28 protein-coding genes and 6 pseudogenes are annotated in these 26239 nt (G+C 69.3%); 15 read left to right on the top strand and 19 right to left on the bottom strand.

The window, feature by feature from the left end:
- The first annotated feature begins 65 nt into the window (after positions 1-65).
- On the top strand, positions 66-689 hold the full coding sequence (locus tag FBY22_RS17600) for a S1 family peptidase (protein WP_260844908.1): 624 nt from the start codon (positions 66-68) through the stop codon (positions 687-689).
- Positions 686-937, top strand: a complete 252-nt coding sequence (locus FBY22_RS45035; RefSeq protein ID WP_260844907.1) for a hypothetical protein — start codon at positions 686-688, stop codon at positions 935-937. The genes FBY22_RS17600 and FBY22_RS45035 overlap by 4 nt, the downstream gene beginning before the upstream one ends.
- Positions 938-1218: 281 nt before the next feature.
- Here the strand turns inward: FBY22_RS45035 and FBY22_RS17595 are convergent, their stop codons facing one another.
- The 4 genes and pseudogenes from FBY22_RS17595 to FBY22_RS45030 all read right to left on the bottom strand — a co-directional run bounded on the left by FBY22_RS17595 (position 1219) and on the right by FBY22_RS45030 (position 3512).
- The gene (locus FBY22_RS17595) at positions 1219-1725 is read right to left on the bottom strand and encodes a transposase (RefSeq protein ID WP_142146640.1); all 507 of its coding nucleotides are present in this window, start codon (positions 1723-1725) and stop codon (positions 1219-1221) included.
- Positions 1715-2275: pseudogene (locus FBY22_RS45955) on the bottom strand (RNA-guided endonuclease TnpB family protein); the annotation flags it as partial. The gene FBY22_RS17595 and the pseudogene FBY22_RS45955, both read right to left, overlap by 11 nt.
- Positions 2169-2957, bottom strand: a complete 789-nt coding sequence (locus FBY22_RS45950; RefSeq protein ID WP_399211481.1) for an RNA-guided endonuclease InsQ/TnpB family protein — start codon at positions 2955-2957, stop codon at positions 2169-2171. The gene FBY22_RS45950 and the pseudogene FBY22_RS45955, both read right to left, overlap by 107 nt.
- Before the next feature lie 168 nt (positions 2958-3125).
- On the bottom strand, positions 3126-3512 hold the full coding sequence (locus FBY22_RS45030; RefSeq protein ID WP_260844906.1) for a winged helix-turn-helix domain-containing protein: 387 nt from the start codon (positions 3510-3512) through the stop codon (positions 3126-3128).
- A gap of 1089 nt (positions 3513-4601) precedes the next feature.
- On the opposite strand from FBY22_RS45030, the gene FBY22_RS17575 reads away from it, so the two are divergent.
- The gene (locus FBY22_RS17575) at positions 4602-5129 is read left to right on the top strand and encodes a DUF488 family protein (RefSeq protein ID WP_142146638.1); all 528 of its coding nucleotides are present in this window, start codon (positions 4602-4604) and stop codon (positions 5127-5129) included.
- A gap of 12 nt (positions 5130-5141) precedes the next feature.
- Positions 5142-5450, top strand: coding sequence for an MGMT family protein (locus tag FBY22_RS17570; RefSeq protein ID WP_142146636.1), 309 nt, complete (start codon positions 5142-5144; stop codon positions 5448-5450).
- Positions 5451-5533: 83 nt separating this feature from the next.
- Here FBY22_RS17570 and FBY22_RS17565 read toward each other — a convergent pair whose 3' ends face one another.
- Positions 5534-6181, bottom strand: a complete 648-nt coding sequence (locus FBY22_RS17565; protein WP_142146635.1) for a dihydrofolate reductase family protein — start codon at positions 6179-6181, stop codon at positions 5534-5536.
- Between the two features lie 926 nt (positions 6182-7107).
- Here FBY22_RS17565 and FBY22_RS17560 point away from each other — a divergent pair.
- Positions 7108-7569, top strand: a complete 462-nt coding sequence (locus tag FBY22_RS17560; protein WP_142147771.1) for an SPW repeat protein — start codon at positions 7108-7110, stop codon at positions 7567-7569.
- A 247-nt stretch (positions 7570-7816) separates the two neighbouring features.
- Here the strand turns inward: FBY22_RS17560 and FBY22_RS17555 are convergent, their stop codons facing one another.
- The 4 genes and pseudogenes from FBY22_RS17555 to FBY22_RS17540 all read right to left on the bottom strand — a co-directional run bounded on the left by FBY22_RS17555 (position 7817) and on the right by FBY22_RS17540 (position 9252).
- Positions 7817-8212, bottom strand: a complete 396-nt coding sequence (locus tag FBY22_RS17555) for a DUF2267 domain-containing protein (RefSeq protein WP_142146633.1) — start codon at positions 8210-8212, stop codon at positions 7817-7819.
- Positions 8209-8715 (bottom strand): nucleotide exchange factor GrpE, encoded by a 507-nt coding sequence (gene grpE / locus FBY22_RS45025; RefSeq protein WP_399211478.1) that lies wholly within the window; start codon positions 8713-8715, stop codon positions 8209-8211. Before grpE ends, FBY22_RS17555 begins: the two co-directional genes overlap by 4 nt.
- A gap of 13 nt (positions 8716-8728) precedes the next feature.
- Positions 8729-8833, bottom strand: a pseudogene (locus FBY22_RS17545) (Hsp70 family protein); the annotation flags it as partial.
- A gap of 56 nt (positions 8834-8889) precedes the next feature.
- Positions 8890-9252: a J domain-containing protein gene (locus FBY22_RS17540; protein WP_142146631.1), complete on the bottom strand. Its 363-nt coding sequence runs from the start codon at positions 9250-9252 to the stop codon at positions 8890-8892.
- Positions 9253-9711: 459 nt separating this feature from the next.
- On the opposite strand from FBY22_RS17540, the gene FBY22_RS44180 reads away from it, so the two are divergent.
- Entirely contained in the window at positions 9712-9864 is a 153-nt protein-coding gene (locus FBY22_RS44180; RefSeq protein WP_174267167.1) for a hypothetical protein, read from the top strand.
- A 974-nt stretch (positions 9865-10838) separates the two neighbouring features.
- On the opposite strand, the gene FBY22_RS17535 is transcribed toward FBY22_RS44180, so the two are convergent.
- Positions 10839-11252, bottom strand: coding sequence for an Hsp20/alpha crystallin family protein (locus FBY22_RS17535; protein WP_142146630.1), 414 nt, complete (start codon positions 11250-11252; stop codon positions 10839-10841).
- 786 nt (positions 11253-12038) lie between these two features.
- On the opposite strand from FBY22_RS17535, the gene FBY22_RS17525 reads away from it, so the two are divergent.
- Together FBY22_RS17525 and FBY22_RS17520 are read left to right on the top strand one after the other, a co-directional pair.
- Positions 12039-13256: a PP2C family protein-serine/threonine phosphatase gene (locus FBY22_RS17525; RefSeq protein ID WP_142146628.1), complete on the top strand. Its 1218-nt coding sequence runs from the start codon at positions 12039-12041 to the stop codon at positions 13254-13256.
- Between the two features lie 27 nt (positions 13257-13283).
- Positions 13284-13592, top strand: coding sequence for a hypothetical protein (locus FBY22_RS17520; RefSeq protein ID WP_142146626.1), 309 nt, complete (start codon positions 13284-13286; stop codon positions 13590-13592).
- Between the two features lie 497 nt (positions 13593-14089).
- Here FBY22_RS17520 and FBY22_RS17515 read toward each other — a convergent pair whose 3' ends face one another.
- Positions 14090-14977: a neutral zinc metallopeptidase gene (locus FBY22_RS17515; RefSeq protein WP_142146624.1), complete on the bottom strand. Its 888-nt coding sequence runs from the start codon at positions 14975-14977 to the stop codon at positions 14090-14092.
- 54 nt (positions 14978-15031) lie between these two features.
- Positions 15032-15451 (bottom strand): hypothetical protein, encoded by a 420-nt coding sequence (locus FBY22_RS17510; protein ID WP_142146622.1) that lies wholly within the window; start codon positions 15449-15451, stop codon positions 15032-15034.
- A gap of 123 nt (positions 15452-15574) precedes the next feature.
- On the opposite strand from FBY22_RS17510, the gene FBY22_RS17505 reads away from it, so the two are divergent.
- On the top strand, positions 15575-16255 hold the full coding sequence (locus FBY22_RS17505; RefSeq protein WP_142146620.1) for a bifunctional 2-polyprenyl-6-hydroxyphenol methylase/3-demethylubiquinol 3-O-methyltransferase UbiG: 681 nt from the start codon (positions 15575-15577) through the stop codon (positions 16253-16255).
- An 83-nt stretch (positions 16256-16338) separates the two neighbouring features.
- On the opposite strand, the gene mscL is transcribed toward FBY22_RS17505, so the two are convergent.
- Complete coding sequence (gene mscL, locus FBY22_RS17500) at positions 16339-16782, bottom strand: large conductance mechanosensitive channel protein MscL (protein WP_142146618.1); 444 nt, start codon at positions 16780-16782, stop codon at positions 16339-16341.
- A gap of 311 nt (positions 16783-17093) precedes the next feature.
- Between mscL and FBY22_RS17495 the strand changes: the two genes are divergently transcribed.
- Together FBY22_RS17495 and FBY22_RS17490 are read left to right on the top strand one after the other, a co-directional pair.
- Positions 17094-18131, top strand: a complete 1038-nt coding sequence (locus tag FBY22_RS17495) for an expansin EXLX1 family cellulose-binding protein (protein ID WP_313905420.1) — start codon at positions 17094-17096, stop codon at positions 18129-18131.
- Between the two features lie 485 nt (positions 18132-18616).
- Positions 18617-18754: a hypothetical protein gene (locus FBY22_RS17490; RefSeq protein WP_186363017.1), complete on the top strand. Its 138-nt coding sequence runs from the start codon at positions 18617-18619 to the stop codon at positions 18752-18754.
- Positions 18755-18832: 78 nt separating this feature from the next.
- Here the strand turns inward: FBY22_RS17490 and FBY22_RS17485 are convergent, their stop codons facing one another.
- Positions 18833-19576, bottom strand: coding sequence for an SDR family oxidoreductase (locus FBY22_RS17485; protein WP_142146614.1), 744 nt, complete (start codon positions 19574-19576; stop codon positions 18833-18835).
- Positions 19577-19680: 104 nt separating this feature from the next.
- Between FBY22_RS17485 and FBY22_RS17480 the strand changes: the two genes are divergently transcribed.
- Positions 19681-20529 carry a LysR family transcriptional regulator gene (locus tag FBY22_RS17480; RefSeq protein WP_142146612.1) on the top strand — a complete coding sequence of 283 codons (849 nt, stop codon included), beginning with the start codon at positions 19681-19683 and terminating at the stop codon, positions 20527-20529.
- A 94-nt stretch (positions 20530-20623) separates the two neighbouring features.
- On the opposite strand, the gene FBY22_RS17475 is transcribed toward FBY22_RS17480, so the two are convergent.
- Positions 20624-20917 (bottom strand): excisionase family DNA-binding protein, encoded by a 294-nt coding sequence (locus FBY22_RS17475; protein ID WP_142146610.1) that lies wholly within the window; start codon positions 20915-20917, stop codon positions 20624-20626.
- Positions 20839-21045 (bottom strand): annotated as a pseudogene (locus FBY22_RS45020) (replication initiator); the annotation flags it as partial. The gene FBY22_RS17475 and the pseudogene FBY22_RS45020, both read right to left, overlap by 79 nt.
- Here FBY22_RS45020 and FBY22_RS17465 point away from each other — a divergent pair.
- Both FBY22_RS17465 and FBY22_RS45015 read left to right on the top strand, forming a co-directional pair.
- A pseudogene (locus FBY22_RS17465) lies at positions 21025-21437 on the top strand (ATP-binding protein). The pseudogenes FBY22_RS45020 and FBY22_RS17465 sit on opposite strands and share 21 nt — an antisense overlap.
- Positions 21431-21783 (top strand): annotated as a pseudogene (locus FBY22_RS45015) (hypothetical protein); the annotation flags it as partial. The pseudogenes FBY22_RS17465 and FBY22_RS45015, both read left to right, overlap by 7 nt.
- A 67-nt stretch (positions 21784-21850) precedes the next feature.
- Here FBY22_RS45015 and FBY22_RS17455 read toward each other — a convergent pair.
- Positions 21851-22180: a carboxymuconolactone decarboxylase family protein gene (locus tag FBY22_RS17455; RefSeq protein WP_260844994.1), complete on the bottom strand. Its 330-nt coding sequence runs from the start codon at positions 22178-22180 to the stop codon at positions 21851-21853.
- A 2424-nt stretch (positions 22181-24604) separates the two neighbouring features.
- Here FBY22_RS17455 and FBY22_RS17450 point away from each other — a divergent pair.
- Positions 24605-25081 (top strand): SRPBCC family protein, encoded by a 477-nt coding sequence (locus FBY22_RS17450; protein WP_142146608.1) that lies wholly within the window; start codon positions 24605-24607, stop codon positions 25079-25081.
- Between the two features lie 466 nt (positions 25082-25547).
- Here the strand turns inward: FBY22_RS17450 and FBY22_RS45010 are convergent.
- Positions 25548-25700, bottom strand: a pseudogene (locus FBY22_RS45010) (ATP-binding protein); the annotation flags it as partial.
- Positions 25701-25920: 220 nt separating this feature from the next.
- Positions 25921-26169 carry an SCO4226 family nickel-binding protein gene (locus tag FBY22_RS17440; protein WP_142146606.1) on the bottom strand — a complete coding sequence of 83 codons (249 nt, stop codon included), beginning with the start codon at positions 26167-26169 and terminating at the stop codon, positions 25921-25923.
- Between the last annotated feature and the right edge of the window lie 70 nt (positions 26170-26239).

Below are 26239 nucleotides of genomic sequence, written 5' to 3'. Positions count from 1 at the left end.
GCTTCACTGGCGCTGCTGCTCCCCCCCACAGGAGAACACCCGTCCCGTCAGTAGAAGGGTTTCTCTTGACCGCCCTACGCGCCTCCGCCGTCACCGCCGCGGCCTGTGCCGCCGTGCTCGCCACCGCGCTGCCGTCCTCGGCCATCAACTCGTACAACGCGACACCCGCACCCGAGCGCACCGAGGTCGGCGCGCTCGTCGCTACCTGGGACAACGACGGCGACCCCACGACACCCGACCGGGTCGACTGGGTCTGCTCCGGCACCATGATCGACGCGGACACGTTCCTGACCGCCGCGCACTGCACCACCGACTGGCCCGACAACGTGAAGTTCTACGTGTCCCTGGACCAGGACGTGCAGGCCGGCCTCGACGCCGCCGCGAAGAAGTACCCCGGCGATCCGGCCGCGCAGGCAGGCACCGTCGCCGTGCAGGGCACCGCGCACAGCCATCCCGACTACCCCGGGCCCGCGTCCGACCCGCACGACATCTCGGTGATCGAGCTGCCCACGACCAAGGTCAAGGCCCGCTGGACCTTCACCCCAGCCACGCTGCCCACCGCCAACCAGCTCGGCGCGCTCGGCCCACAGTCGCTGAACTCCACCGACTGGTTCGTCGCCGGATACGGCACCCAGGAGGCCCAGCGCGGCCCCGGCGGCCAGACCCACCCGGCGGCGGTGTCCGGATGAAGGCGCCTGTCACCTTCGACGCCCTCAACGACGCGTGGGTCCGCCTGGCGATGACCGAACCCCAGGGCAACGGCGGCGCCTGCTACGGCGACTCCGGCGGCCCCAACTTCGCCCTGATCGGCGGCCGTAACATGCTCGCGGCCACCACGATCACCGGCGACGGCCCGTGCTACGCGACGAACGTGTCGTACCGCCTGGACACCCCGGGCGCCCGCGCCTTCCTGGCGCCGTTCGTGAAGCTGCCGTAGCCCCCTGCCGAGCAGAGCCCGCCACCCCCGCAGCGCCTTACCGCGCTGCCGGGCCCGCCGTCGATCACGGCTCGGACGAGCCGTGATCGACGGCGGGCTGATCTCGGGCGGTGACGGTGCAGTTCGGCGGGCAGGGCTGCGAGCGCCGTTTTGCTGCCCGCTGTGTCGAGTTGACCCAGCCGGCCGCGATGGAGCCGAGCCAGACGGGCGGCCCCTTGACCAGGGCGCGAGGCGTGGGGTCCGCCCATGCCCTGCCAGTCCTGTCACAACTGAGGTTGAATTCATGAAGTCGTTGGGGTGAGGGATAGTCCGGTTCCGGCGAGGCATCCGTCGATGAGGTGGGGGCGGTAGCGGTACTGGATCTTCCTCATCCCGTGTCGAATCGTCTGGATGAGGTGTTCGGGGGTGGTGAACGCGATGTTGGACAGCCAGCCGCGCCGCAGCAGCGACCAGACGCCCTCGACCGGGTTGAGGTCTGGTGCGTAGGAGGGCAGCTGGTAGACGTTCAGCCAGTCCTGCCGGGCGATGAACTGCCGCATCCCGTAAGCGAGGTGGACGTTGAGGTTGTCCCAGATGAGCACGATGGGGCCGCCGAGCTGCTGATGGGCGGTGACGAGCAGGTCGCGGTAGTCGGTCCAGGCGAAGCTCTTGCGTCCGTCGCGCCGTCCGTCGTCGCGGCGCGGCCGGTAGATCAGACGCGAGCGTTGACCGGGTTTTTGACATGCTCCTCGGGCTGAAGCCCGAGGATTCTGGCCTTCTCTACCGGTTGCTGTGCCGCTATGCGGCACGGTTTCCGGTCGGGAATCCGTGGCTTCCTGTTTCTTCGCGCTGTGCCGGGATGGCTCCTGGTCTTACCGGCGCTCCGCAGGCCGTCACCGCCAGTCCGGCGGCCGTCTTCACGTTGATCGCGGCATTGTGGTCCCGGTCGTGGACCGCGCCGCAGGCGGCACACGTCCACTCCCGGACGTTGAGGGGTTTGGGTCCGTCCTTGACGCCGCAGGTGGAGCAGGTCTGGGAGGTCGGCTCGAACCGGCCGATCCTGACCAGGGTGCGGCCGTAGCGTTGTGCCTTGTACTCCAGCATGCCGAGGAACGATGCCCACCCGGCATCGTGCACGGACTTGGCCAGCTTCGTGCGAGCCAGTCCCGCCACCGACAGGTCCTCCACGGCGATCCCTTGGTTCTCGGCGATCAGCCTGGTGGAGAGCTGGTGGTGGAACTCACGGCGCGCGTCAGCGACCTTGGCATGGGCACGGGCAACCTTGAAACGGGCCTTGGCCCGGTTCTTGGATCCCTTCTGCTTGCGGGACAGCTCCCGCTGGGCCCTCTTCAGCTTCTTCTCCGCGCGCCGCAGGAAGCGCGGGGAGTCGATCTTCGTGCCGTCGGAGAGGACCGCGATGGGGGTACCCCCTCTGGGGGAGGGTCAGGCCGAGATCGATGCCGATGGTGCGGTCGGTTTCGGGCATGCGCGCCTGGTCGGCGGCGGGGTCGGTGTCGACGACGAAGGAGGCGAAGTACCGTCCGGCCGCGTCCTTGATGACGGTGACGGAGGTGGGCGTGGCGGGCAGGGTGCGGGACCACTTCACCTTCACCGGACCGATCTTCGGCAGGTTCAGACGGCCGGCGTCGGTGATGCTCCAGCGGGCGTTGGCGGTGAACCGGATCGACTGCCGGGCGTCCTTGCGTGACTTGAACCGGGGCGGGCCCAGTTGTGGCCCCTTCCGGGTGCCCTTGAGGCAGGCGAAGAAGTTCTTGTAGGCGGCCTCGGCATCCCGCAGAGACTGCTGCAGAACGACCGCGGAGACCTCGCCCAGCCAGGCCCGTTCCGCAGTCCGTTTCGCTTGTGTGATCAAGCGGGTGGACAGTTGCCCGGCCGTCGGGAACGGCTTTCCGGCCTTACGGGCGTCCTCGCGGGCACGCACGGCGTCGTTGAACACCACGCGTGCGCACCCGAACGCCCTGGCCAGCGCGGCCTGCTGAGCGGCGTCGGGGTACAGCCTGAAGGCGTACCGGAGCTGCATGACGATCACACTAGGCAAGTCAACCCCACGTCGTCATGAGAATGGGGATGATCCGTCACCATCGCCAAGCGGGGTCCGGCTCCGCAGGAACGAAACCGCGACGCTTCGCATCGCAACCACAAGTTTCGCCTCACCCCCGGCCTGAAGGCCGGGGCACTGCGAATGATCTCAGTAGCAGGCCAGCGCGGCGATCGAGATCCGCCGACGGGACCGGCGACGGACCAGGATCACCGGCGTGCGGCCGCGGGCCCAGGTACGTGCAACCGGCGGCGTCATCGAGAAACCGGACTCGTCCTCGAAGACGATCCATTCCCGAGCGCCGCCGCGGCCCTTCCACTGCGGCCAGGTCTCTTTCACCCAGCCGGTGACCTGCTCCTCGTCGCGCTCGACCGCCCGTCTGGCCGGCACCTGGCAGGAGAAGCTGTGCCGTATCAGCAGCCTGCGCACCCCTTGCAGGGTGTAGCTCTTGTGGAACCGACGGCCGATCACGGTCTTGACCCTGGAGAGATTCCACCGCTGATCCGGCCAGCCGTGCGCGACCTGCCCCTTGGCCAACTCCGCCCCCAGGTGCGCGAACTGGGCCTCGCTCAACCTCGGCGGCGACACCGAGCCGGCCGACCGCAGAGCTCGCGGACCACCCTTGTCCCAGGCCCGCCGCCACCGCTGCACCGACCAAGCTGACCCGTAACTCCTTCGCGATCACCGAGCTGGGCTCGTACCGGGCGAACCCCTCGGCCGCCCTCATCCGGATCCCCTCACGGAACTGCCGAGGCTCGTCCGACAAACCCCCGCCCTGCGCGTACCTCATGACAACGCGTACCGCGAGGACCAAGCCCTGTCAGCGGCTACGACAACCCGAGTTCGAGCTCAGTAATCGTGTCCTGCTGCGCTGCGATCTGTTCCGAGACACCGAGCATGGTCCTGAAGCCGATAACGCCGAGTTCCTCGCCTGGTACACACCCGACGACCAATTACTCGATGGCGTTGATGCGATCCTCAACCTGCTGCCGGCGCTGGCGCTTTCGTCCAGGTCCCGGCAGGACAGAAGCCGGGGATGTCGGAGGCCGTGGCCTGGCGCCTGGCCTGCTGGCCATCAGCTACGCGCACGACGCGACGCACCGGGTGCGAGCCGGTGCGCCAAGCGCTACGCGCGAACGGGCCAGGAGCTGTCGAACAGCGTGCCGCCCCGCGACTACGCCTGCTGGCCGGGGTACTGGCCCAGACGGTCGTCACCGACGGCTTCGGGGCCGTGGGGGAGGCGGTGGCCGAGACCGCGCGATCGGCCGGCCGGTCGACGGGCGGCGCCGACCTGACCGCGCCGCTGCGCGGCTGCGGGTACGAGCCCGCGGTGACCGCCGAGGGCGGCATCCACCTGCGCACCTGCCCCTTCCACCGACTCGCCCGCGAGCACAGCGAACTCGCGTGCTGGCGTGCTGGCGTGCTGGCGTGCTGGCTCAACTTGCACCTGGTGCAGGGCCCGCTCGAAGGCGGCGGGCAGTCACCCGAGCGGGCGGTGCTGGCACCCGTCCGGGCCGCTGCTGCGTGGTTCTCGCTCCCCCGGACCGGGTACCCGAGGCCACGGCCGGACGCTGACTGCGCCACGGCGGCCAGAGAAGCCCTGCCGGGGTGGAAGGGAGGGCCAGGATGGCGAACCGTGTCTGCACGGTGGGGCATTCGACCCGTACCTTCGACGAGGTGCTGGCGATGCTGCGCGCCAACGACATCACCCATCTCGTCGACGTCCGCTCGTACCCCTCCTCGCGCACGTTCCCCCAGTGGAACCAGGACGCGATCGTCGACGGACTCCCCCGGACCATCGAGTACCGGTGGATCCGGGCACTGGGGGGCCGGCGGCACACCCCCAAGGGCGTCGAGAGCGTCAACGGAGCGTGGCGGGTGAAGGCGTTCCGGGACTACGCCGACTACATGATGACCGGCGAGTTCCGGCAGGGCCTGGACGAGTTGCTCGGCCTGGCCGAACACGGCCGACCGGTCATCATGTGCAGCGAGGCCGTGCCGTGGCGGTGCCACCGCCGGCTCATCACCGACGCCCTGATCGTGGCCGGGGCGGAGGTCGCGCACATCATGTCGGCCACGGTGACGAACCCGGCGTCCTTGAACGAGTGCGCTCACGTCGAGAACGGGCGCATCACCTATCCGGCGCCCTGCTGAAGCGAGGTGGGCATGGACATCGTCGGAGAGGTCCGCGAGGCGGTGGCGGCCATTCCCGCCGGCAGCGTCGCCTCCTACGGAGACGTCGGGCAGCGCATCGGCGCCGGTGCGCGGCAGGTGGGGCGGGCGATGAGCCTGCTCGGTGAGGGCGTGCCGTGGTGGCGCGTGGTCCGCGCCGACGGCAGCCCCGCGACCTGCCACGGGGGCCAGGCGCCTGGGTTGCTGCTCGCGGAGGGCACGCCGATGCGCGGGGCGCGGGTGGACATGCGACGCGCGCGGTACCGGTGGGAGCCGGCCGAACCGTCACGGCCGCGGGCGTGACCTCGCGTGCTGCCTGCGAGGGACGCTCGCGGTGCATGAGACGCCGGACAGCCGGCCAGGCAGAGGGCGGGACAGGAGGGCAGTCAGAGGCCCGCTCGGGTGAACGTCACATGCGTGACCCCGCTCGGCGAGGCGGCGGACTCGATCCGGTAGTCCTTGTCGAGGTCCTCCAGTCCCTCCCAGAGGCGGACGCCTCGGCCGAGCAGGATCGGCACGACCACGACGTGCATGTGGTCGATGAGCCGGGCGGCGAGGAAGGCACGGATCACCGTGGGACCGCCACCGATGCGCACGTCCTGGCCGCCGGCGGCCTCGCGGGCCGTCTGAAGCGCCTTGGCGGGCTCGGTGTCGAGGAAGTGGAACGTCGTGCCGCCCTCCATCTCGATCGACGCGCGCGCGTGGTGGGTGAGGACGAAGGTGGGCGTGTGGAACGGCGGGTTGGGCCCCCACCACCCCTTCCACTCCGGGTCCTCGTGCCATCCGGGATGGCCGAACTTCCCGGCGCCCATGATCTCGGCGCCAATTCCGGGCGCGAACTGGCGCGCGAACGCGTCGTCGAGGCCGGCGGTCCCTCCGGGCTTTCCGACCATGTCGTGCCAGAACCGGGTGGTGAACATCCACTCGTGCAGCCGCTCGCCAGCGTGGCCGAACGGCGCGTCAAGGCTCTGCCCCTCACCGGTGGCGAAGCCGTCGAGCGAGACGGAGAAGTTGTGGACGCGGGCGAGTGACATGGCTGGCAACCCCTCTTCGTTGTCGCCGGTCGGCCTTCGTCGGACCGTCTCGGCAATGCGGCGGCAGTGGCCGTCCCGATGCCAAGACGTCCCCTGCCCATTCTTGCGACGATCCGTGGGCGACGCCCGCCGCAGCGGGACACCGCTCACGCACGGCGTCAGTCTCGCGTCGTCTGCACGGCTGTCAACTGCCGCTCGGGTGCGCTCAGTAGATGCAGACCGGCGAGGCTCTGGAAAGTCATCGCCGCGGCGGCCGCGGCGGTGAGCGCGAATCCGCCGCGTGGTCCAAGCGAGTCGATCGACCAGCCGCAGACGGTCACCGCGACGGCCGAGCCCGCCGCACTCGCGGAGCCCAGCCAGAAAACGCCTGAGTCAGGACGGCCCGATGGGCGGACAACACTCGGTCAGCACGGAGAAGAGCACGGCTTGCGTTGATGCCACGCTCAGTATGGGTGATCGCCAGTGTGACGTGGAGGCCGACGTCTGTGCCTTCACACTCGATAAGGGGTCCTGGGGCGGAATTCTCCGCCGCGTGCCCGCAGACCTGAGTCAGGCTGCTGCATGAGGCCGACGAGGTGTTCCTGAGACTGGACCCTGACCACATATGTCCGATCCGGCCGCTCGACATCCCCATCCTGCAGCCCTCTACGGAGGCTGGGAGACCCCGCCCTGCTCCCGGTTTTGTCCGCCACAGCGGCCGCGGCCTGTACCCGACCCGGCCACGACGCTTGCCAAAAAGGCCGTCTTTACACTCATCCGTGACCTCCAACTTAAATTCATGTGAATAGGTGTGAAGAACGCATAAGCAGTCACCCGGCCCAGGCAAGACACCACGAATTCCTCGGGCTGGAGGGCGCATGAACGCCTCTGCCCGCACGTCAGACAAAGAGGTCAGAGCTATGTCCACTTCCGCTTCCCGGCCGTCCATGGAGATGCACCCGGACATCATCGAAATGCGTGAGCGTCACGAGATGGCCGAGCGTGCCACCAGCACCCCCCAGGGGCAGGCCGTCGGAACTCTGGCCTTCCTCACCGGCATCTATCTGGCCGCATCCCCGTGGATCACCGGCTTCAACACTCTGTCGACGCTCGCCGTCACCAACCTGCTCGTCGGAATCGCCTACGCGCTGCTCATGAGCGGAGGGTTCGGCCGGGCCTACGAACGCACCCACAGCATGGCGTGGGGCGCCTGCGCCCTGGGCCTGTGGACGATCGTCGCGCCCTGGGTGGTGGCAGGCGACGTCAGCACCACCAAGACCGTCGTCAACAACGTCATCACCGGAGCGATAGCCGCCCTGCTGGCCCTGGCCGCCAGTGCCGCCACTCGCGCGGCGGAGGCGGAGAAGGCCCGAACCGGCATGAGCGCGCCGCACACCCAGCGCAGCTGACGGCGCCTCACCACCGCACGTCACTCAGACACGTCCCCAGCCGGGCCACCGGCGCCGGCAGCGTCCCGCCGGGGGTGTGCCGGTCGCAGGCGCGCTCACGGCGGCCGCGGCGGGTATCGCGCGGGACACGACCGGACGGTCGATGCCGCGGACCCGCGCGGCCGCCGTCCGGTCGGCCCTGCCCCCCGGCGGACGCTGCACAGCGGCGGTGGCCGGTGGCCAGGGACACGGCGGCGAGCGGCCACACTCAAGTGGGCTGAGGGAGGCCGAAGAGCAGGTCGTAGCCTGTCGGGAGCTGGAACAGGACCTGGTCCATGAGGTCGTGGCCGGCGGCGTCTGCGACGGTACTCAGGACGGCGCTGACGTCCCAGGCTGCGGTCTGCTCGGTGGCTCCCTCGATCCAAGCTGCCGTCGCGCGGACGAACCGCTCCGGCGTCAGCGGCTCGGCGCTTTGCAGGGGGTTGAGCAGGATCAGGGCGAAGTCTTCCGGCAAGCGCGCCGCCAGCTGGGCGCGCACCTCGCCTACCAGGTGCGCACCCAACAGGGCGAGGACCACGCGCGCCGCCCGGTCGGCTTCGTGTTCCGTTTCGTACTCGCCGCGTTCCCTCACCTGCTCGAGGAAGGCTTCGCGTCGCAGGGTCATGTGGCAACCACCCTTCTCTTCGGCTCTTTGCCCCGGTGGGTCGCAAAGCGAGTGAGGGGGAGGTCAGGTGCCCGTCCACCGTCCCGCCGTCCCCCGTCCTTCGGCTGGTCCTGGCCGCCGCCGTCGTCGGCCGGAGATCTCCTGCGGGAGTGGCTGATGGCGTCCGAGCGTACGGACGGTACGGATGCCGGCCTGAGCGCTGGGGGTAACGGCGGCTTGTCCGGGCGGGCGCATGACTCGTGTCCGCCGCGCCGCGCCGCCGGCGCGCTGCTCGCGGGCGGGGCCGGTCCGGTGACCTCCACACTCGCCGGGCGCAGCAGGTGCTCGCCCAGCCGGTAGCCGGGACGCAGGATCGCCGAGCACACCACGCCGTCCGCGGCGGCACTGACGTGGTGGGTGAGGGCGTCGTGGCAGGCGGGATCGAACGGGTCGCCCACCTCGCCGAAGGAGGTGACACCCAGCGAGCCGAGCTGCTCCTCGAGGCTGCCGGCGACGTCCTTCAGACCGGGCGTGAGCGGTTCGCTGGCGCACGCCGTTGGTGATGACGGTGGGCTCGCCGCCCTCCAGGACCGAGACGACCGAGTTCGTCGTGCCAAGGTCGATACCAACCGCACGTGCCATCTCTGCCCCTCCCTTCTCGTCCTCACCTCTTTTGTCGTCTCACCGGTTCTTCCTTCTCACCGGCCGGGGGTCCACCGGACCGGTCCCGCACGCAGTGGCGGCTCGGGGCGCACCTCCCCGAGCACCACGGCGTACCGCCGTGTCGGCCGCACGGGCTCGGTGGGGACAGCACCCCGATCAGGTGCAGGCACCGTGCGCTCGTGGCGCTGGTCGTAGGCCGCCCGCAGGATGGGATCGCGCAGCGTCTCGTACGCAGCCCGCGCGTCGCCGAACCGTGCGGTGGTGTCCGGGTCCACGCGGGTGTCGGCGCGCAGTTCCCGCACCCGGGCGCGGAAGGCCGAGGTGATCTTCTCGGCCGTGGCTGAACGCTGCACTCCCAGCACGGCGTACAGGTCCGATTCCGGCTCCGGCGCCTGCACCTCCGGCCACCTCCTTACTACACTGACCTGGTATCTCCTGCTCTCCTGCCTCCTATTCTGAGATAAAACTTGAGTCCTCTCTTGTCAAGTCTGGCGAGATGGATACGTGCCCCAGGGCGCTCCTTCCTGCGAGCGCTGGCCGCCGATGGGTGGAGCTGGTGGCGCGCGTCGGCCCGTGCCGCTGCCCGGTGACGCCGCGGCACATCGCACCAGCGCCCCGGCCGAGGACGGCCATCGTCCCGAGCAGCACACCGCGCTGATGCCGCACGCTCACTCGCGGCCGCAAGCCGGCGGGCCTGCGCTGTTGTGTCAGGGCTCCTCACCCCAATCTCCCGGGCACTGCGGCGGACCCGGAAGGGTTGCACCATCGGCGCCCACATGTGAGCTGAGGCATTGAAGACCTGCCCGGTCGGCCTCCACGATGACCAGACCAGACAATGTCGAGGAAGGCAGCTCCTCATGGGTGATCATGTGCACGTGCGGCTCAGTCAAGGGCTGAGCGTGTCGGCCGACGGAGAACTGATCGAGCACTCCCACTGCCGGTGCGGCGCCACCTTCACCAAGGTGTTCGACGCGGAGAGCGGGAAGCCGGAGGGCCCTGCCCAGTCCTGATGCGCTCCCAGCGCTGCAGGCGGGTGGTCGGCGAAGGTTTCTCCCGGCCCGACGCTCTGCGGCTGACCGTCACTGTAACGGTGCGATATCCCGCCGAGGCCAGCGGCCCGCTGGTCGGCCTCTCCGGCATCAGCACCGGAGCGGCCGCGGCGCTGGCGGCCGCGGTTGAGCAGTCCGAGCAGTCCGCCGCGAAGCTGTGTGTCCGCCAACGTATGCGCACACGCTGCCGCGGGCCGCGGGCTGTCCGACACCGATAAGGGAGCGGGGCAGGAGCGACTGTGATCGGCCGCGAGACGACCTGGGGGGCGGGGGCGTTCCGGCGTGCTCCGCCTGCGTAGGCTCATGTCAAGTTGTCGGGTGGCGCGGCCGTGTCGTTCGGCATGTGGGCCGCGGGCCGGGAACCTCATGACAGTCCCGGACGCGGCCTCCTCGTCGTCCTCGCCGTTGCGGCGTGAGCACGGGAGACCCCCGCCCATTGGCCGGGGCGGTGCCCATGACGCTCCAGCCGGTTCGGGTCTGCCCGTTGAGGTGGTGGGCTCCGTAGAACACGACCTCGGTGACGGTGTGTGGCCCAGCAGGGCTGCCCGGCGTCGGCGCGGATGACGATGCCGCCGCTCGCCGTCGACCGGATGGTTGACCGGGTGGATCACGGGCAGGGCCCGCCAGGTGAAGTCGATGCGGCCAAGGGCACACTGGGCAGCAGCGCCGGGGAGTCCTCGCGGCCCCTTCGGCCGACCCGGCGGCGGAAGAGCGCCCAGGGACTGTTACCGCATGGCGTTTCCTACTGCCGGGATGGCAGCGCCGAGAGCTGGTGGAGGACTCCTTGCGCTGGTCACAGCCCGCGCTGTTCGGCCCTCCCCCGCCCCGGCGCCGTTCGGGTGCGAGGCCGGGCCACCGCACGGCCAAGGGGCAAAGACGGCGTCAGGGCCCCGGGCTGATGCCCGAGGCCCTTGAAGAGAGGAGTTGCTGTGGCGTCAGCTGTCCAGTTCCCTGCGGTCGCTGCCGCCGCTGATGGCGATCTTGCGTGGCTTGGCCTGCTCGGCGACCGGGATCCGCAGCCTCAGCACACCAGCCTCGTAGGAGGCCTCGATCCTGTCGGGGTCGAGGGTCTCGCCGAGGAACAGCTGCCGACTGAATGTCCCCGCGGGCCGTTCGGTGACCACCGTCTCGGTGTTCTCGCCGTACGCCGGCTTGCGCTCGGCCTTCACCGTCAGGACGTTGCGCTCGACATCGAGATCAATCGACTCCGCGTCAGCGCCCGGCAGGTCCAGCTCCACGAAGAACGTGTCACCCTCACGCCAGGCGTCCAGCGGCACGTGTGCGGCCGTGCCCCAGACCCGCTCGACGAGCCGGTCAAGCTCGCGGAAGGGATCCGTACGCATCAGCATCCTGTCATCCCTCCTTCATCGTTCCTCGTCCATCCGCTCTACTTCTGATGTACCACTACGCCAGTTACTTGACGACCTCCGGCTCAACTTTTTTGCCGGTCCTGAGCGACGGCCTGACGCAGTAGGACCGCGTCACCCTCCGAGTCGGAGGTGGACACGGCCAGGCGGGCATACGGGGCCCCGACCGAGGGTCGTCACCACGAGCACTGGGCCCCGGGAGCGCAGGGCAGCGAACTCCCGGCCCCGGACGCTCTCCAACTCGGCCACGCACCAGCGTCCCGGAGGGAAGCGGTAGCGCGGCCCCGGATGCGGACGCAGCACACGCCGCCAGTACGGCTCCACATGAACCTCGTCCACGAATTCAAGCGGCAGGCGCACGCCGCGGCACCCCGCCGCCAACGCCCACCGCCACGGCAGACGCACCACCAGATCGCCGCCTTCGATACGCGGCCGCGTCATGACGCTCACCCACCTCTTCACCGTCCAGGGCGCACCGAAGGATCAGTGCGCCAACGCAGGCCCCGGAGGACGACTCCGCCCTTGACTGCGTGCCGCGCCGGTGCGGGTGCGGTACTCCAGTCAGGCACCCGCCGTGATCACCAGCGGCCTCCCTTCCGATACTCCCCTGCCCCACGGCCCCGACCGCCCCGGCGTCTGTGCTGGTGGAGGCTGGAGGGTCCCCGCACAATGACGGCCGGCCGCTTGTCCTGACCAAGGGCGGGTACGCGGTTCGCGGTGCCGACGACAGGTCCACCGTGCCCAGGATCCCGGCGGGAGGTGCTCTGCGTGCCGGACAGTGCCGCGGCGTTGCTGGTACGGCTGATGCAGGCCAGCCACACCGCTACCCTCGAACAACTACCGGGCATGATCGCCGACTACGCCGCCGCGGCCCGCCTGCGCAACGCGGCCGTCTTCGTGGTGGATCTCCAGGAGACCGTGCTGCGCCAGCTCACCGGCAGAGGGCCGGACGCAGGCGCCGCCGGGCAGGAGTTCAGCGTGCGGGGCAGCCTGCCCGGCCAGGCATATCAGCGCGTCGACCTGCTCTCCGAACAAGCGGGCACGGGCGACCGCCCTGACCTGCGGCGGTGGTGGGTGGCCATCACGGACGGTGTGGAACGACTGGGGGTACTGCGCGCCAACTCCGACACCGACGACACCGCGACCCGTCAGTCGCTGCGCGATTTCGCCTCGATGACGGCTCTGCTGCTCCTGAGCAAACGCACCTTCAGCGACTCCTATGCCCGACTGGTGCGCACCGAGCCTATGAACGTGGCGGCGGAGATGCAGTGGAACCTCACTCCCCCGCTCGCCTACGCCGGCCATGAGGCGATCGTGGGGGCTGTGATGGAGCCGGCCTACCAGGTGGGCGGAGACGCCTTCGACTACGCCGTGGCCGACGGCACCCTGCATCTGGGCATCTTCGACGCAATGGGCCACGACACGGCCGCCGGTATCACCGCCAGCGTCGCCGTGGCGGCCTGCCGCAATGCCCGTCGGCAGGGGGCGTCGCTGCCGGAGACCAGCCGGTACGTGGAAAACACCCTGGTCCAGGAGTTCGGCACGAGTCGCTATGTCACGGCCGTGTTGGCGGATCTGGACATGACGACCGGCAGACTGACCTGGATCAACTGCGGGCACCCACTTCCGATCCTGCTGCGTGACAACCGGTGGACCGTCGACCTGGCCTGTCCCCCGGCCGGGCCGATGGGCGCACGCTTCGGCCTGCCCGTGCAGGTGTGCAGTGAGCAACTAGAGCCGGGAGACCGGCTGTTGCTGTACACCGACGGGGTCGTCGAAGGACGTGACGCGCTGGGCAGGCAGTTCGGGCGGGACCGGTTCATCGACTTCGTCCGCCGTCACCACTCGGGCGGGCAAAAGTTGCACGAAACCCTGCGCCGTCTGATGACGGCCGTACTCGATCATCACCACGGTCGGCTCGAGGACGACGCGACCGTCCTGCTCACCGAATGGCGTGGCGAAGATCCTAAGCGGCTTACGCCGTGACGGCCGGCATCGGGACAAGGAGAGGTCATGGCCCACCCCAAGCAGTTCTCCGTCGCCGCGTCCGGGCAGTGGACGGACGAGGAGGAGGGTCGACGCCGACTGCCCGCCGGAGATGTGCACGCCTGGGAGCGCGGGATGAACCAGACCGTGTGCGGCCTGTCCCTCAGCCGTTCGCGGCTGGTGCGCTTCCCGCACGTCGCCTGGCCGGACACCTTCCCGGAGTCCGGGGGCGCCGCCGACCGGGTACGGCGCGTGTGTCCGCGGTGCGCCTCCGCGGCCGGACGGCGTGGTGGTGACGCCCGCCCGCGCTGGCAGCGCGTCAACCCGCGTCCTTGAGACTGAGACCCGCGGCGAGGCGAACGTCGCGGACATCAACGCGGTCCTCGCGGCCGGTCGCTGCCGGGCTTCTGCTGCAGCCAGGCCAAGAACGCCGATGCCGCCCGCTCCGGATCGGCCGGGGCCGGGCCGAGCAGACCGGTGGCCGCTTGGGCATACTCGGAGACGACGGCGGTGCGGGTGGATGCGGTGACCCAAACCAGCAGATCCCCTGCGTCCGTGTCCCGTTGTCGCGCGGGCGTGGTCGACCGCCAGCTGTGTCTTGCCCACCCCGCCCACGCCGGCCAGTACCTGGCCCAGCACGACCCTGCCGCCCTCTGGATCACGCCCTGCTCAAACTGCGCGGCGACGACACGGTCCTGGAGACAGTCAGCCTGACGAGGCAGCACCTCCACTTGGTGTCGGCCGCCAACCGTCGACCGCGGCACGGCATGCTGCGCAATCTGCCCACCAGCGGGGCCCCACAGCCGAGCGTCATGCCGTGCTTGTCAGCGTGGTCAGCTGAACGTGTTGCAGTCGGCGACGCGGCCGGAGCGGTAGCCGGTGGAGAACCATCGCTGGCGCTGGCTCGCGGAGCCGTGGGTCCAGGTGTCGGGAGTGACCCTGCCCTGGTAGCGCTGCTGGATACGGTCGTCTCCGACAGCGGCGGCCGCGTCCAGCCCGCGGTCGATGTCGTCCTTCGTCAAGTCGGTGATCAGTGGCTTACCACTCTTGGGATCGGGGGTGGTGGTGGCGTGGTGGGCCCACACTCCGGCGTAGCAGTCCGCCTGCAACTCGAGTTTCACCGAGCCGCTTTTCTGGCCCTTTCCGCTGCCGCGAGAGATCGTTCCGCTGAGGTCCTGGACGTGGTGGCCGTATTCGTGCGCGATGACGTAGGCCTCGGCGAACGGGCCGCCCTTGGCGCCGAACTTGCTGCTCAGGTCGTTGAAGAAGCCGAGGTCGAGATAGACCTTGTCATCGGCTGAGCAGTAGAAGGGGCCGACCTCGGAAGTCGCGCTTCCGCAACCGGTGTTCACACTGCCGGTGAACAGGAACGTCGGGGCCTGCTGGTAGGTCTTGCCGGCGGCTGTCTCCGTCTGCTTCCAGAATGCCTGCACGCTGTCGACCACGGCCACGATCCGGCACTCCTCCTTGCGGTTGGCGTCGGCACCGGTCCGGCAGTCCGCCGCGAGGTTCGCGGCTGGCTCGCCGGACGAGGACGTGTCGCTGCTGCCAGAGCCGAACATGCCAGGGTCGACACCCAAGAGCACGGACACGACCAGCACCACGAGCCCGACCAGTCCCCCGCCGACGGTCTTCCCGCCTCCCGGGATCCCGCCCAGCGCGCCTCCTCGACCGTCCTGGACCTCGGACGTGTCCAGAGCAGCATCGTCGTCGAATTGCATACGTTGACCCTCCCTCAAGCAGCGCGCCGGACCGCCCCGCGTCGTCCAGCCCGTCTACCCCGTACAAGGACATCTCCATCCCGCCCTCTGCCTGCTCCGCCTCTCAAAGGAGCCGGCGGGCGACGCCGCGGCGCCGCCCGCGGCGGTGTCGATGCCGAGCGGGAGGTCGTACTCGTCGTGCCAGTCAATGGCCAGACGGGTCAACAGCAGCAGCGCGTCGGCCCGGGCGCCGACCGGGCCCGCGACGGCGATTCGGGTGAGGAACGGCACGGCGTACGGAGAGGCCGAGTACCGGGTGCCCTGGTGAAAGATGTTGCCGAACAGGCTGCGGAAGGCGCTCTTGCGGGCCTCCTCGCCCAGCCCGCACAGCGTCCGGAGCTGGCCGGGCACGTCCTCGGCGCTGCCGTAGGCGTGCCCCAGGGCTGCCCAGTCGATGTCGTCCAGCCCCGCCAGGAGATCATCGGATCGATTCATGATCCGCATGCTCGCAGGGACCACTGACACCAATCCCTCAAGCCTTCCTCGCCCCTTGGACGCCGTTTTGCCGGAGCGGCAACAACAGTGGCGTAGCGGGCCACGATGGGTGACGTTGGGCCCATGACCGACAACATCACAGCAGCATCGCCCGCGTCTGACACTTCCCTGCCTGGCGACGGATACGTCGGAGACCCCGCGGTGCGGGCGGAGTGGGACAACCGATACGCCGACCGGCAACAGCTGTGGAGCGGCCGGCCCAACGGTGCGCTCGTGGCCGAGGTCGCCGGGCTCACGCCCGGGCGGGTGCTCGATGTCGGCTGCGGCGAGGGCGCGGACGCCGTGTGGCTCGCGCGCAGCGGCTGGGACGTGACCGCGCTCGAGGTCTCGGGTGTGGCGCTGGAGCGGGCGGCCGGGCATGCGCGGGACGCAGGCGTCGCCGTTCGCTGGGTGCACGCCGCGCTGACGGAAGCTGCGCTCCCGCCGGCCTCCTTCGACCTGGTGTCCGCGCAGTATCCAGCCCTGCTGCGCACCCCCGACGCCGCAGCCGAGCGAGCGCTGCTCGCGGCCGTCGCGCCCGGCGGCGTGCTGCTGCTCGTCCACCACGCGGGGATGGACACCCAGCGGGCGCACGACAGCGGCTTCGACCCGGCTGACTACGTCTGGCCCTCGATGGTCGCCGCCCTGCTCACCGACGACTGGAAGATGGAGGTCGACGAGCAGCGACCCCGCGTGGCACCCGACGGTGGCGCCGGCGCGCGCCACACCGACGACCTGGTGCTGCGTGCGCGACGGCTGCGCTGAGCCCCTCCGCTCACAGCAGACCCGGCATCGGAGGCAGAGGGCGCGGGCGGGAGCTCAAAACAGGCCGGGACATGGAGATCGGGTCACCCGGCGCGCTGGGTTGCCTCCCCGGCCTGAGCGGGTACGGCGGGCAGGGGGACGGTGCAGGAGGCACAGCGTCGGGCCTGGGCGGGTACGGGGCTGAGGCATTCGGGGCAGTCCCGTTTGGGAGCCTGGACGTCTCGGTGCGGGGCGAAGCGTTCGTGGAGTTTGTTGATCGGGAGCACGACCAGGAAGTACAGGGCGCCGGCGAGGAGGAGGAAGCTGATCGCCGCGTTGATGAAGGCGCCGTAGGGGAATTTGGTGGCGCCCAGCGTGAAGGTCTTGCGGCTCATGTCACCGGTGGCGCCTGTGGCCAGCCCGACCAGTGGTGTCAGGAAGGCGCTGACGAAGCCGTTCACCACAGCGGTGAACGCCGCCCCGATGACGATGCCCACGGCCAGATCGACTACATTGCCGCGCAGGATGAAGCTACGGATGCCCTTCACCTTCTCACTCCCAAGAGGCTCTTGACGTCGACGGGCGGCACCGAAGGCGCGGTCAGCCCGCTGCCTCACCTCGGATGCCCCGCCGCCCCTCACCCATGCAGGCTCCGTCGCGCGGCACGGCGCATTGCGGTCAGCCACTGGCCGGGCCGGCCAGGGCAGAGAGTGTTGGTGAGCGTGGCGGCAAGGCGTGGCAGAGGTAGTTGACGGAGCGTCGACGGCGGTCGCCTACGGACTACGCAAACCGGTCGCGGCGCTACGGGCCTTGGCAGCCGTGTCGTTGCCGCCGCCACCGTGACGGTGACACTCCCGCAATGTCGTCGGCAACCTTTTCGACGCGGGCGGCCACTGACCAGTGCACCAATGGCTCGATCCCGAACGGACCGGTATTCATGACGACGAGGCAGGTCGCGCGGCAGCGCAGACGCAGACGCAAACTCGTGCTGGGCACCACAGTGGCAGTGACAGCAGCAGGCGTTCTCGCATGTCTGGTCATGGCGTTGCTCCCTGGCCACAAGGTCGACGCGGGGCCGGCCACGGCCACCCCACTCGTGACCACCCAGCCAAAGTCCGCCGACACCGCCGGCTCGGCGTCTGTCAGCGCAACGCCACGCCGGTCGTCAAGTCCGAGTGCGAGCGGCTCGGCCAGCCCGAAGACCACCGAGAGCCCCAAGGCGGCAAAGTCCACGGCCAAGGGCCAACAAAAGACGTCGCGCGGCTCCAGCACGCCCCCGACGGCAGGGCGGATCCGGCCCAACACCTCGTACCAGGGTGTCGCGACCGCCTACGCGGCCGGTGTCGGGGACGGGGCATGTCTCTTCGGTCCGAGCCCGGACATGATGATCGCGGCGATGAACACCACCGACTACGAGACCTCCAAGGCCTGCGGCGCGTACGTGCTCGTCCGCGCGGCCAACGGCAAGTCGATCACGGTACGAATCACCAACGAATGCCCTCTGCCCTGCGCACCCGGGCAGATCGACCTCAGCCAACAGGCCTTCGCCAAGCTCGCCGACCTCAAGGTCGGCCGGCTCCCCATCACCTGGAGCCTGGTGAGCCCCGGCTCCATCGGCACGATGTCCATCCGGTACAAGACCGGGTCCAGCGCCTACTGGTGCGGCATCCAGGTCATCGGTCACCGCAACCCGGTGGCACGGCTGGAGGTCCGCACCGGGGGCGGCTGGCGGCAGTTGCCCCGCACCAGCTTCAACTACTTCATCGCCGCCGATGGCAACGGCTGCGGCAAGGCGATCAGAGTCACCGACATCTACGGCGAACAGCTGACCGTCAGCGGACTCGCGGTCCTGCCGAACGTCGTACAACGGACGCGGGCCCAGTTCGCACAGCACTGATCCAAGGAGCCCCTCAGCGCTGCCTACGACCCTGCAGTGGCGGCTCGCGTGGGCGGTCGCACAGACTTCTGTGCGACCGCCGTGCTGGTAGCAGGCGGGAAGGCGCAGGGGTTGGTCAAGGCGACCCCCATAAACGGCACCCAGCAGTCGCGAAGCCAGTTGGAGACACAGACGCCGACGGGCCTGAGAAGGCCCACCTCGCTGCTCGCAGACGGCTACCAGCACCCCGGAGAGCGGTCTCCCTGCCAACTGAAAGGGCGCGCGTACCCCGACAGGGGCTTTCGCGAGAGACACCGTCACGGTCCTGACCGCCACCACGAGCAGGTCCTGCTCGGAGTCGACACGCATACAGGCATCCATGTGGCCGCGGTGATCACCAGCACAGGCGCCCTGCTGGACTGCGGAGTATTCCCGCGACCTGCGGAGCGCTATCGGCAATCCCTGTCCTGGGCACGCGCGCTTTCGGACCATTGCGGCGGGCCGAATTGGAATGCACCGGCTCCTACGGGGCCGCCCTGCCCCGCTGTCTGCACCACGAGGGCATCACGGTCACCGAGGTCAACCATCCCGACAAGGCGGCCCGCCGTCGGCACGGCCAGTCCGACACTATTGCTGATCGTTGACGTTGTCGGCCGCCAGTTCCGGCTGCGGGCAGGCGGCTTGCACCGTACCTGGGGGGGGTGGCGCGAACCAAGAGCGCGTCACCAGGGCACCTCTCCGTCGTCGTTGAAGAAGCGGCCCGTCGGTCCGTCGGCCGATATGGTGGCCAGCCGGATCGCGGCGGCTGCGCCCTGCTCGGGGGTGCGCACTCCCTGGAAGCCGTTGAGGTCGGTCGCCGTGTAGCCGGGGCAGACGGCGTTGATCAGGATGTGGGTGTCGGCCAGTTCCTTGGCGTACTGCACGGTGACGGCGTTGAGGAATGTCTTCGACGGAGCGTAGGCAATGGCGATGGGGCCCGTCTCGGCGCCGGGCGTGGTCTGGAGGGTGAGGGAGCCGACGCTGCTGGAGACGTTCACGATCCGTGGCGACGGCGAGCGGCGCAGCAGAGGGAGCAGGGCGTTGGTGACGCGGATGACGCCGATCACGTTGGTCTCCACGGCCGCCCGTACCCGGTTCACGTCGGCCGTGGTGGGCTCCTGCGGTCCACCGCCGGTGATACCGGCATTGTTGACGAGCGCGTCGAGCCGCCCGGCCCGCTCCTCCATCAGCCGAGCCGCCGCTGTCACGCTGGCGTCGTCGGTCACATCCAGCGGCACGCCGAACGCGTCGGCTCCGGCCGCGCGCAGCTTGTCCACAGCGGCCTCGCGCCGCTCCTCGTTCCGCGCGCCGATTCCGACGGACCAGCCGAGGGCGCCGAGCCCGGCGGCGATCTCGTACCCAATGCCCTTGTTGGCCCCGGTCACCAGCGCGACCTTGTGGTGGTTCACGGTGTTGGTCTCACTCATGACATCGATACTTCTCCCCCGCCGGGCAGGGCGTCCAAGACCGACTGGGTGGACGGCGATACCGCCCGGGTATCGCTCCTGGCCGCCCCGGTTAGGCTGGCGGGGTGGAGACACGTGAGCTGCGGTACTTCGTCGCGGTCGCCGAAGAGCTGCACTTCGGCCGGGCCGCGCAGCGGCTCGGAATCGCCCAACCCCCGCTGTCGCGGGCGATCGGCGGGCTCGAACGGCGCCTGGGCGCCCGCCTACTGGAGCGCAACAGCCGGGGTGTCGCCCTGACCGGGGCAGGGGCGGTGCTGCTGCGGGAGGCCCGGGCGGCGCTGGACGCCGTCGAGGCCGCCGAACGGCGCACCCGTCGGGCCGCCCTCGCGGCGACCGGCCGCCCCGCCGTGGTTCTGGCCGCGAAGGCGGGCGCCTCCGGTGAACTGCTGGCGAAACTCCTGGACGCCTACGCCGCCGAGCCCGGCGCCGCCGCCGTGGACGTCGTGCTGTGCGGACCGGGCGAGCAAGCACGGCTGCTGCAAGACGGCCGGGCCGACATAGCCCTGCTGCATCGGCCGTTCGACGACACCACCGGCTTCGACACCGAAGACCTGCACTGCGAGGGGCAGGTCGCGATCCTCCCGGCGGGCCACCCTCTCAGCGCCCGCCCCCACGTGCGGCTCGCGGAGGTCGCCGACCTTCCCGACTTGCCCCTGCCCCGCTGGCCTCGCCCTGACGGCACCTTCGCGGACGGCCCCGGACCGCAGGTGCGCGACCACACACAACTCACCCAGCTCATCGCCCTCGGCCGCGCCTGCGCGGTCGTGCCGGAGTCGGGCCGCACCGGCCTGCGCGAGGACCTCACGGCCGTACCGGTCCCCGACGCCCCCCGCGTCACCACGGTCATCGCCTGGCCCCCACACAGCCGCTCAACGGTGGTCGCGGGACTGGTCCGCGCCGCCACTGGCCTGTGACCACCATTGCCCGCAAGACCGAGGACCATCTGCGCCTTCTTGGCGCGTCGGCCTCCCGCACCGAAACGGCGGCGTCTGCCCTTCTTGTTGGCCATCAGGCAGCCCTCCGAAGGGCGGTGCGGCGACGGAGTCTGATCGGCTCAACGGTGCGTGCCGTAATGTACTCCTCGACCGCGCTCTCTGGGATGCGTACGTGCCGGCCGACCTTCACGTAGCGGATGCGCCGCTCTTCGATGAGCCGCCGAGGGAAGCGGGTCGTAGTGCCGAGCAGTTCGGCGGCCTGGTCCACGGACACAGGTAGCGGTCGGTTACCCAGTGCGCGAGGACGTACGTCGTCTCGGGTTCGCCGTTGTTCGTAGTGGCTGTTGCGGCTTGTGCGCGGCGCCATTTGGCGCGGGCGTCGCGGAGGGAGCCGAGAGTGGTGGAGTAGCGCCGGGACTTGGTGGAGAAGTGGCCGCAGAAGCCGAGCATGTGGGCCCAGGCGCGCAGGCGGAGGTGTTCTGGGGCCTGTCTTGCCCAGGATTTCCCGAAGAGGTCAGCCGGGCCCGCCGCTGGACCCGCGACATCCTGCGCGGCTCACCCCTGGCGTAGGACGCCGAGCTGATCGTGAGCGAGCTGAGCGCGAACGCCATCCTTCACACCGCCAGCGGCCGGGACTCGGGCAGCTTCCATCTGGCCCTAGCAGTCTCCGCCCAGGTCATCGCCCTGTCGGTGACAGACGGCGGAGGCGCCGGCACAGCACCCAAGGCCGAGCACCAGGACCAGAACGCCGAACACGGCCGGGGCCTGGGCATGGTCAGCGCCATCGCCCACCGGGTGGTCGTCCACGAAAGCGACTGCGGCCACACGGTCACACGGTCACGGCGGAGCTCTTCACGGGCACGCGCGCAGGAGGTCACCTGTGCTGAACACCGAGACCCGGCGCGGCTACTGGTGCGAGTGCTGGACCCAAGAGCTCCCAGAACTGAACGGCCCGCACTTCGGGCCTCCTTCGACGCCTACTCGGCCCCTCAGGCAGACCGATGGGTCGCGGTCGCACTCCGCACGATCTCACCGGCACTCGACCTCGCGGCCTCCGACGAAGCATGGGTCTGGCTGTACGACGGCCGCATCGCGATGAGGAAAGCCCTGTTGCGCGCCGAGCCCTGCACGGTGTCAGTCACCCACGCCAGCACCCGCATCACCTGGACGATCCAACCAGTGGTTTTCCTGCCGCTCGCCCACCGCCAAGGCGTCGAACTCCCAGCCTGCACAAAACGACCAAACCCGAAGCGACTCATGGATAGTGCTCTGACCGGGAAGGGATGGCTGCCCGTGCGGCTCAACCCGCATCGTAGGCCCGCAACGCGGCAGGAAGGCAGGCGATCGCATCGTGGCCGCCTGGCTGTAGGGAGAGCAGGATCGCGCTGATCACTTCTCCTCGGGTGGCCCCGCACTGCTTGGCCAGAGCCACGTGGAACGGGATCCCGCTCTCGAGACGGAGCGCGGCAAGCACGGCAAGGTAGGCGAGATTCTTCGTCTTCGGATCCAACGCGCAGGCCTCGTCGAGCGCGCGGGTGGCATTCATCCACGCTCCCGCGTGCCCCGTGGCCTCCGTTTCGAAGACCTCGAACGCCTGACTCACACCGCCGGGCATCGTTTGCGCCGCCATCGTGGTCACGTCCATTCCTGGGACAAACACCCCAAACACAGGCCGTTCACCAGCACGCTACTGACAGCCCAGCGCCACCAGCAGGGCCGGGAGCCCCAATAATGAGGGCCAGAAGACCCTCCCGCACTTTCCAGGCACCAGCTCCGCCACTGCTAACCCCGTGCGACCGTGTCAGGCACCTCCTGGGACTGGACAACCCCAGGGATCCGTGTGCAACCGAGGACCCGACAGCTCACCCATGGGAACCTCAGCTCTCCCATGCTTCACGAACCCCCAGGGCTTCCGCCTCCATCCCCGGCGGTCAGCGGCTACAGCGTCATGGTCCCTGGTTCGGGGGGCTCTTACCTTCGGCATCCGGTCGCGCTGTCCCTTCCGGCTTCCGGTCGTCGCTGCGTAGATCACACCCCACCGGCCCCCACGGGGCCGGCGCGGGCTCGGGGCTCGGGGCTTCGCTCATGCCTTCGGCCCGCGCCGCCCCGGCCCCGGCCCCGCGCCACACGTTGCCCCGGGATGATCACGCTTCACGCTCCGATCCCGCCGAGGGCGGATGCGCCGGACCGATCCTGATTCCCCTCCCCGGCCCACACCCGCCAGGCCGCACCCTGGGGGAAGACGGCAGTGCCCACAAGCCCGCACACACGGTGCCACCACGGACCCAAAAGACGCTTTGTGCCCCAAAAGCAGGTGCGCGACGGCTTGGGCTTCGTTGGATCATGCGGGCCATGGCGGGCGAGATCGTGAGGCGGGAAGCACGATCACACGTGAGCGGTCAGAACGATGCCTCCGGCGGGGAATCGGCCGGCACCGGGATGGAGGGGGCTCCGTCGCCGCCTGCGGGACGTAGTGGCGTGGCGCGGGGAGCTCCTATCCCGTACGCCGTCGACCCAGGCAAAGCCGAGCAGACGCGGCCCATGGCGTCAAGGTCGTTCGTGCAGTGGCGCGCTCCACCTGGACGCCATGAACCACGCCCGCTCTACGGTGTGTGGGTCGACGGCGTACGGGATAGGAGCTGGGGGACGGTGGAGGGTGAGGGTCATTGAGCGTTCTCACTGTCACTTGCTGGTAACGGTGGTCGTTGCGCACGGCTCCGTCTCGTCAGCGTCCTGGTCTACAGGGGCGGATGCGGCTTGGAGGCCACCTGCCATCGCCGAGGTGGCCGCTTCCACAGGGTTGGAGTGGTTCCGCCGAGCGAAGTACACGACCGCGACGTCCCTGAAATGATCTTCGCAGAGTGTGCGCTCTGTTACGGTAGGCCACCGGTCTTCTCCTGCGCAGCGGCAACATGGTTCACCGCGCGTGAACATGGCCTCGATCATGATCATTCCGTTCCACTGACCGTACGGGATGGCAAAATCACCAAAGGGCACTGGCTAAATTCACCACGCCACTTGGCTACCCGTGATCCTGGCCCTGAAACAGCGGGATCGGCTTGCCCACTGGCGACGAGACCCTCGATGGTTCGGGGCGGCACCGCATCCCTTTCAGCCGGTGCACTGCGCCAGGCCCCCATATCCACCATCACACGTGCCCCCAACGTGCCCCGCCCTGCAGCAATGGGCGGGGAGCAGCGGGGAACGTCGGTATGCGACTTGCGTAGCCCGAGGTCAGCGTGTTGCCGGCTCAGGCCAGATCCGCATACGCGATCTTCCAAACTTGCTACGCGATCGACCAACCGCGCTTCCGGCCGCGTTGTACCCTCCGGTTTAGAGAGGGGGATCTCCATGGTGTACCTGGCACGGCCAGACGCCCGCCTGCGCACCCGCCTTCGGCACTACCTCCTGCTGAGCGCATGGTTCGGCCTCGTGGCAGTCGCGGCACACAAGTGGGTCCCGGAGACGTGGAGGCAGGCGATCGAAACGGCGATCACATTATCCGTAGGTTGGGTTACCTGGCTTGAGCTTCGCGCGTGGAAGCACCGGCGCCGAACTGGGCGAGGGCTCGAACCGTAGGCGAGGCAGATGGATCGGCGCGGCAGCCTAGTTTCCCGTCTGGTGAGCCCTGGTAACGGTCGTACTCCGCCTCTTCGGCCTGGTCATCAGCGACCTCAAGAACTGGATCACGTGCGCCGTGATGGCCGCCGCGTTCGTCGTCACCGGAGAGCTGTCGGAGCGCTGGCACCAACGTCGGCGAAGGACGACGGCACAGACCTCCCCCAGCACTGCGCCGGATACGGACTGCACCACAAGCGCACCAGATCGAGCGGGGAACAGCGGGAAGAATCACAGTGAAAGCAGCCGGGTCCGCCGGGCCCGCTCCCCGGCCGTTCGCCCAGGTGAAGCCTCAAGCCCGCCGCAAATGATCGCAGCTTCCCAAGCTGAGGGCCCCGGCACCGTTGGCACGGGTCGGCCGTCGCGGCGTGGTGGCTGAGCGGGCCGCACGTGTGTCGAGCTCCCCAGCATGAGTGGCCGGACTAGCGTTGAGGTTATGGCTGTCGACGTCCTCACCGAGACCGTGATCGCCCGTCCCTGTGCGGAGGTCGCCGCCTATGCCGGGGATCCGGCCAATGCGCCGCACTGGTATGCCAACATCGTCTCGGTTCGTTGGCGGACCTCGCCGCCGCTCGCCGTGGGCTCGAAGCTCGACTTCGTCGCCCAGTTCCTGGGGCGCACGCTGACCTACACGTACGAAATCGTCGAGTACTCCCCCGAACGACTCGTGATGCGCACCGAGCAGGGGCCGTTCCCCATGGAGACGACCTACACCTGGCAGCCAGTGGACGCCGACCATACCCGGATGACGCTGCGCAACCGCGGCGAGCCATCGGGCTTTGCCAAAGTGAGCGCTCCGATGATGGCCGCCGCTGTGCGGCGAGCGAACGTCAAGGACCTGGCAGCATTGAAAGCGCTACTGGAAGGCGGCGACGCCACCGACGCCGGCCGACGCTCACTGGGCGACTTCTAACATCCACGGCTGACATCAACGAGGACGGACGGCGGCGTACATCAGCATCTCTGCCCGACCGTCGCGTCAGAGCACAGCAGCCAGCGGAGTGGATGCTGATCGAACTCCTGCAGTGGTGGTCAGCAGCAGCCCGCTGTCGGACGCGTTCCCCGCGGGGCGAAGGCAGGGAGTCGTTGTGGGGAACCACGGGGAACAGCGGGGACTGACTGGGGGTGCGATCAGGGCTTCAACACCGCTCCGTCGCAGGTCAGCCCAGCAGCAGCCGCCAAGAAACCCAAGCTTCCCAAGTTGAGAGCGCGAGTTCGATTCTCGTCACCCGCTCCATGAGGAAGGCCCAGGTTACAGACCCGGGCCTTTTTGCTGTCCCGAGCCTTCCGCACGGTCGCGCGTCCGACGCCCGGAGGCCGTAGAACCGACAGCGCTCGGGCGTACGGGGGAGAAGCGGGGCGGCCGCTCCCCCCTCTAAAGGCCACGCATCGGCCACCACGAAGGAGACCACCGTCCCCCCGAATCGGCTGGAGCCGCAGTGCCACGACTCGGCGGTGGAGTCGACCAGGAGCAGCCCCCGCCCGTGCGCGTCATCGGCATCCGGCCGACGCAGGCGAACGCTCGCCGGGAACGTACGCGGCGGAGCTCCCATCCCGTCTGCCGTCGACCCGAGCAAAGCCGAGCAGACGTGGTTTCTGGCGTCCAGGGCGTTCGTACAGTGGCGCGCTCCACCTGGACGCCAGAAAGCACACCCGCTCCACGGTAAGTGGGTCGACGGCAGACGGGATGGGAGCTGGGCTGGGTGGTGGGTTAGGGAAGTGCGTTCTCGACTGCGGTTCTGGGGGCTTTGTTCACACGGTGAGGGGAACAGGGTGGATCTCGTCGGCCGGGTGACCAGTGCGCTCGTGAATGCGTTTGACCGCTTCGGCCGAGGGAGCCTCGGAGAGGCAGTAGACCGTGCCGGACTCCGGGTCCGCCCACGCCCTCTCGAAGTGAACGCCTTCTTCCCCCTCGATGGCGAGGTCCTCCTGGTGGGCCTCCATCAGCTGGTCGGCCGTAATGTCCTTCATCCCGTGGTGAACGTCCATGAACTGGGGCATGACGTCGCACCTCCTTACGACTTCCGCATCCCGGCGTTGCAAATGGCCAACCCGCTTGCCGGCCATCATC

The sequence above is a fragment of the Streptomyces sp. SLBN-31 genome, assembly GCF_006715395.1.
Classification (GTDB): Bacteria; Actinomycetota; Actinomycetes; order Streptomycetales; family Streptomycetaceae; genus Streptomyces.
Note: the sequence above shows the minus strand (reverse complement) of the source record. Positions and strands in the feature narration are given on the sequence as shown.

What these genes read in the sequence shown, in the direction of transcription:
- FBY22_RS45035 (WP_260844907.1), top strand. Translation starts at nt 686, where the DNA reads ATGAAGGCGCCTGTCACCTTCGACGCCCTCAACGACGCGTGGGTCCGC.
- FBY22_RS45950 (WP_399211481.1), bottom strand. Translation starts at nt 2,957, where the DNA reads ATGCAGCTCCGGTACGCCTTCAGGCTGTACCCCGACGCCGCTCAGCAG.
- FBY22_RS17575 (WP_142146638.1), top strand. Translation starts at nt 4,602, where the DNA reads ATGGCGAACCGTGTCTGCACGGTGGGGCATTCGACCCGTACCTTCGAC.
- FBY22_RS17570 (WP_142146636.1), top strand. Translation starts at nt 5,142, where the DNA reads ATGGACATCGTCGGAGAGGTCCGCGAGGCGGTGGCGGCCATTCCCGCC.
- FBY22_RS17565 (WP_142146635.1), bottom strand. Translation starts at nt 6,181, where the DNA reads ATGTCACTCGCCCGCGTCCACAACTTCTCCGTCTCGCTCGACGGCTTC.
- FBY22_RS17560 (WP_142147771.1), top strand. Translation starts at nt 7,108, where the DNA reads ATGGAGATGCACCCGGACATCATCGAAATGCGTGAGCGTCACGAGATG.
- FBY22_RS17555 (WP_142146633.1), bottom strand. Translation starts at nt 8,212, where the DNA reads ATGACCCTGCGACGCGAAGCCTTCCTCGAGCAGGTGAGGGAACGCGGC.
- FBY22_RS44180 (WP_174267167.1), top strand. Translation starts at nt 9,712, where the DNA reads ATGGGTGATCATGTGCACGTGCGGCTCAGTCAAGGGCTGAGCGTGTCG.
- FBY22_RS17535 (WP_142146630.1), bottom strand. Translation starts at nt 11,252, where the DNA reads ATGCTGATGCGTACGGATCCCTTCCGCGAGCTTGACCGGCTCGTCGAG.
- FBY22_RS17520 (WP_142146626.1), top strand. Translation starts at nt 13,284, where the DNA reads ATGGCCCACCCCAAGCAGTTCTCCGTCGCCGCGTCCGGGCAGTGGACG.
- FBY22_RS17515 (WP_142146624.1), bottom strand. Translation starts at nt 14,977, where the DNA reads ATGCAATTCGACGACGATGCTGCTCTGGACACGTCCGAGGTCCAGGAC.
- FBY22_RS17510 (WP_142146622.1), bottom strand. Translation starts at nt 15,451, where the DNA reads ATGAATCGATCCGATGATCTCCTGGCGGGGCTGGACGACATCGACTGG.
- FBY22_RS17505 (WP_142146620.1), top strand. Translation starts at nt 15,575, where the DNA reads ATGACCGACAACATCACAGCAGCATCGCCCGCGTCTGACACTTCCCTG.
- FBY22_RS17495 (WP_313905420.1), top strand. Translation starts at nt 17,094, where the DNA reads ATGTCGTCGGCAACCTTTTCGACGCGGGCGGCCACTGACCAGTGCACC.
- FBY22_RS17485 (WP_142146614.1), bottom strand. Translation starts at nt 19,576, where the DNA reads ATGAGTGAGACCAACACCGTGAACCACCACAAGGTCGCGCTGGTGACC.
- FBY22_RS17475 (WP_142146610.1), bottom strand. Translation starts at nt 20,917, where the DNA reads ATGGCGCCGCGCACAAGCCGCAACAGCCACTACGAACAACGGCGAACC.
- FBY22_RS17455 (WP_260844994.1), bottom strand. Translation starts at nt 22,180, where the DNA reads ATGGCGGCGCAAACGATGCCCGGCGGTGTGAGTCAGGCGTTCGAGGTC.
- FBY22_RS17450 (WP_142146608.1), top strand. Translation starts at nt 24,605, where the DNA reads ATGGCTGTCGACGTCCTCACCGAGACCGTGATCGCCCGTCCCTGTGCG.
- FBY22_RS17440 (WP_142146606.1), bottom strand. Translation starts at nt 26,169, where the DNA reads ATGCCCCAGTTCATGGACGTTCACCACGGGATGAAGGACATTACGGCC.